Origin of the sequence: Kitasatospora sp. NPDC057518 (genome assembly GCF_042802075.1) — a bacterium.
In the GTDB taxonomy this organism is placed as follows: Bacteria; Actinomycetota; Actinomycetes; order Streptomycetales; family Streptomycetaceae; genus Kitasatospora.
The window spans coordinates 1-4,272 of record NZ_JBHVEU010000613.1 but is presented as its reverse complement, the minus strand read 5'-3'; the positions used below and the strand labels follow the sequence as shown (position 1 = coordinate 4,272).

At 72.2% G+C, this 4,272-nt stretch carries 4 protein-coding genes; 1 reads left to right on the top strand and 3 read right to left on the bottom strand.

What is annotated here, in order from left to right; genetic code table 11:
* Window positions 1-17 precede the first annotated feature (17 nt).
* The 3 genes from ACFU7Z_RS37125 to ACFU7Z_RS37115 all read right to left on the bottom strand — a co-directional run bounded on the left by ACFU7Z_RS37125 (window position 18) and on the right by ACFU7Z_RS37115 (window position 2,270).
* Window positions 18-671, bottom strand: coding sequence for a hypothetical protein (locus tag ACFU7Z_RS37125; protein WP_380782490.1), 654 nt, complete (start codon window positions 669-671; stop codon window positions 18-20).
* Window positions 672-772: 101 nt separating this feature from the next.
* Window positions 773-1,471, bottom strand: a complete 699-nt coding sequence (locus tag ACFU7Z_RS37120) for a ribonuclease HII (RefSeq protein WP_049653099.1) — start codon at window positions 1,469-1,471, stop codon at window positions 773-775.
* A 127-nt stretch (window positions 1,472-1,598) separates the two neighbouring features.
* Complete coding sequence (locus tag ACFU7Z_RS37115; protein ID WP_380782488.1) at window positions 1,599-2,270, bottom strand: TetR/AcrR family transcriptional regulator; 672 nt, start codon at window positions 2,268-2,270, stop codon at window positions 1,599-1,601.
* 344 nt (window positions 2,271-2,614) lie between these two features.
* Between ACFU7Z_RS37115 and ACFU7Z_RS37110 the strand changes: the two genes are divergently transcribed.
* Window positions 2,615-4,162 carry an MFS transporter gene (locus tag ACFU7Z_RS37110; protein ID WP_049653101.1) on the top strand — a complete coding sequence of 516 codons (1,548 nt, stop codon included), beginning with the start codon at window positions 2,615-2,617 and terminating at the stop codon, window positions 4,160-4,162.
* Window positions 4,163-4,272 lie beyond the last annotated feature (110 nt).

Here is a 4,272-nt window from a genome sequence, read left to right as displayed (position 1 = left end):
GAATGCAACTGAAGAGTTCAGGCCTTGCCCTGGCTGACAGTCATGGATCCGGCCGCGCCCTTCGCGGCCGGGCCGGCGTCGCCGCAGACCACCAGCAGCGCGGTCGCGTGGTCGAGCGCCCTGGCGTACGCCTCGGCGGCCCGGGCGGACGGTCCGCCGTTGACCACCAGGACGACCACCTCGCGACGGACCGGACGGGTCAGCGCGGCGTCCGCGTAGAACACGTCGCCGCCCTCGGCGAGCTGCGCCCAGTAGCGCTCCTCACCGAAGGACAGCTCGTGCTGCTGCCAGGGGTGCGCTTCGCCGACCGTCAGCACCAGGATGTCGCCCGGGTTGCGGCCGGACTCCAGCAACAGGTCGACCGCGTCGTCGGCGCGCTCCACCGCCTGTGCCGGGGTGGCGGCGATCCGCTGGACCTCCACCCGCGGTTCGGCGGGGGCCGGGCGGCGCGGTGCCGGCCCGGGCTTGGGGATCAGTTGCGGCGGGCCCGGACGGGCGGCGCGCGGCGGGGCCGGGCGCGGGGGCGCCGGACGGGGTCCGGGCACCGGAGCCGGGGCGACGACGGTGGTGGGTGCGGTGGCGGGGGCTTGTGCGTCCGACTCGCGGAGGAAGGGAACGCCGGGGCCCGGGAGGCTCTCGTGAATCTCCGGCTCCTCGGGGAAGACAGGCATACCCGGATATCTATCAAATGCCGGTCGGACGCGCACGGGCACCCCACCCCTTGGGCGCCGGCCTCCTGCCGCCCCCTCCCGGGGCAATTCCAGACGGACCGTCAGAAACCGAGCGTCAACTGTTCGTCGGCGGACCCCTGGCCGTCGCCCGCACCCTCCCGAACGCGCTTGAGATGGCGCCACTTCGGCAGTCCGTCCATGTACGCCCAGGAGAGCCGGTGGTGCTCGGTGGGGCCGAACTCCTCCAGCGCGGCACGGTGCACCGGGGACGGGTAGCCGGCGTTGTCGGCGAAGCCGTAGTCCGGGCATCCCTCGCCCAGTTCGGCCATCAGGCCGTCGCGGTGGACCTTGGCGAGCACCGAGGCGGCGGAGACGCAGATGCAGGACTGGTCGCCCTTGATCACCGTGCGCACCCGCCAGGGTCCGCCGAGATAGTCGTGCTTGCCGTCCAGGATCACCGCGTCGGGTTCGACCGGCAGCGCCTCCAGCGCGCGGACGGCGGCCAGCCGCAGCGCCGCCGTCATGCCGAGCTCGTCGCACTCCTGCGGGGTGGCCTGCCCGAGCGCGTACGCGGTGACCCAGTCGGCGAGGACGGGTGCGAGCGCGCGACGGCGCAGCTCGGTGAGCAGCTTGGAGTCGGTCAGCCCTTCCGGCGCCTTGCGCAGACCGGTGACGGCCGCGCCCACGGTGACCGGCCCGGCCCAGGCGCCGCGCCCGACCTCGTCGAGACCGACGACGATCTTGGCGCCGGCCCGGCGGAGCGAGCGTTCGACGGAGTGCGTCGGGGGGACGATGGGCATGGCGTAATCCGTTCAGCGGGGGCAGCCTCCAGCCTAAGCCCGCTCACGACCGCCGAATCCGCCTCCCGGGAGGCCGGGTCCGGGGAGGCGCCGGGTCCGGCAGCCCCCGGGCCCGGCAGCGACCGCCTCAGGCCCGGATCATCGGCTCCAGCACCTCGTCCACCAGCCGACCGGCGAACCCCGGCCCCATGTTCTCCAGCCCGCGGATCTTGACCTGGTAGAGCAGCACCGCCGGAATGACGTCGGCCACCAGCGGGGTGGCCGCACCGGGCCGGACGTCGCCGCGCTCGGCACCGCGACGCAGGATCTCCAGGATGGTCCGCGCGGTCGGCTCGATGACCCGGTCGGTGATGAAGGCCTTGAAGACCTCGGCCCGCTCCTGGTCGATCTCGCCCATCAGCGCGTTGAGCGCGGAGCCCGTCCGGGAGGCCATCGCCTGCGTGAACCCCTCGATGAGCCGGTGGAGTTCGTCACGCGCCGACCCGAGGTCGGGGGTGTCGTAAGGGCGTGGAAGAGTGGCGTCCAGGGCGTCGATGACGAGTTCGTCCTTGGACGCCCAGCGCCGGTAGAGCGCGGCCTTCCCGGTCCGCGCCGCGCCGGCGACCCCTTCCATGGTGAGCCGCGCGTATCCGCCAGAGGTGAGCTGGTCGAGGGCGGCCTCGAAGATCGCGTTCTCCAGTTCCTTCCCCCGGCGCCGCGCCGGCCGCGTCAGCGCCTGGCGGGCGGCCCGCACCGGACAGAAGCCCGGTTCGCCACCCGGCACCGAGCCCGACCCGGCGCCCGACCCCCCTGGCGCCATCCCGACGCCCTCCTCCCCCGGTCGAACGGCCCCGGACCGGACAGCCCCGGACCGCACGGCCTCAGGCCGGAGGACCTCGGGCCGAACAGCCGCCTCTCCGGGCGCCGGCCCCGCCGAACCACCCGGCGACCGACCGGACCGGTCCGCCACCAGGCGTCGCACCAACCGCTCCATCGCCACCACCCTTAAGGAACGCTTGCGTTCACAATCACGGCCAGGATATCGTCCCGCTTAGTGAACGATCCCGTTCCTTCTCGGCCTGCGCAAGGGCGCAGTGCCATGCCCGGACCGGCGACTCCGCCGGCCCCGCACCACCGAGCACATAGCCAGCAGGGGGCACATTCGTGGCTATCTCCGACACGCTCAGCAAGAACCCACCACCGCGGACGAACCAGGGGCGGGGCAAGGGCATCACCCTGACCGTCATCGCCGCCACCCAGCTCATGGTGGTCCTCGACGCGACCATCGTGAACATCGCGCTGCCGCACATCAGGGACGCCCTGGGCTTCTCGACCACCGACCTGTCGTGGGTCATCAACGCCTACACCCTGACCTTCGGCGGGCTGCTGCTGCTCGGCGGTCGAGCGGGTGACATCCTCGGCCGCCGAAGGGTGTTCATCTTCGGCACCCTGCTGTTCGGCCTGGCCTCGCTGCTCGGTGGTTTCGCGCAGGACAGCAGCCTGCTGCTGGCCGCCCGCGCGCTCCAGGGCATCGGCGGCGCGATCTGTTCCCCGACCGCCTTCGCCCTGATCGCCACCAACTTCGACGAGGGACCGGAACGCAACCGCGCGTTCGGCGTGTTCTCGGCGGTGGCGGGTTCCGGCGCCGCGATCGGCCTGCTGGCCGGCGGTCTGCTCACCGAGTACCTGAACTGGCGCTGGGTGTTCTTCGTCAACGTGCCGATCGCCATCCTGATCGCGATCGCCGCGCCGCGCCACATCGCCGAGTCCGAGCGCCACCCGGGCCGCTTCGACCTCCCCGGCGCCCTCACCTCGACGCTCGGCCTGGTCGGCCTGGTCTACGGGTTCATCCGGGCCGCCTCGGACGGCTGGTCGGACGGCATCACGCTCGGCTCCTTCGCGGCCGGCGCGATCCTGCTCGCCGCCTTCCTCGTGGTCGAGAGCCGCACCGACCAGCCGATCACCCCGATGCACCTGTTCGCCAACCGCAACCGCACCGGCGGCCTGGTGATGATGCTCTGCCTGGCGGCGGCCATGTTCGGCATCTTCTTCTACGTCGTGCTGTTCGTGCAGGGTCCGCTCGGCTACAGCCCGCTGAAGGCCGGCGTCTCCTTCCTCCCGATCAGCGTCGCGATCATCATCGCCGCGCAGATCGCCTCCAACCTCCAGGCCAAGTACGGCCCGAAGCCCTTCATGGCGGGCGGCGCACTGCTGGTCACCGTCGGCCTCACCTGGCTGACCCAGATGAGCAAGGACAGCGGCTACCTGGACGGGGTCCTCGGCCCCACGGTGGTGTTCGGCTTCGGCATGGGTCTGATCTTCGTCCCGGTGATGCTGCTCGCGGTCGCGGGCGTCCCGGGCGAGGAGACCGGCGCCGCCTCCGGCCTGCTCAACTCGATGCAGCAGATCGGCGGTTCACTCGGCCTGTCGATCCTGACCACGGTCTTCGCGCACTACGCCACGGCGGAGGCCGCTGTGCAGCTGCCGAAGTTCATGGAGAGCGCGAAGCCTGAGCAGCTGGCCTACCTCCAGCAGCACCACGAGTTCCCGCAGGGCACCGACGCCGCGAACACCGTGCTCACCCAGGGCATTTCGCACGGCTTCATCGTGGGCGCCGCGCTCGCGGCGGTCGCCCTGCTCGTCGCGGTCTTCGTGATCAAGGCCAAGGCCAGCGACCTGCCGAGCGGCTCCTCCGCAGTCGCGATGCACTGACACCGTCACCGTCACCGTGCGCCGACGCCACCACCGCGCGCCGACGCCGTAGGTGACGGACCGGCGCCGCACGACGCCAAGGGCCGGCCGGGAGCAGCACGCTCCCGGCC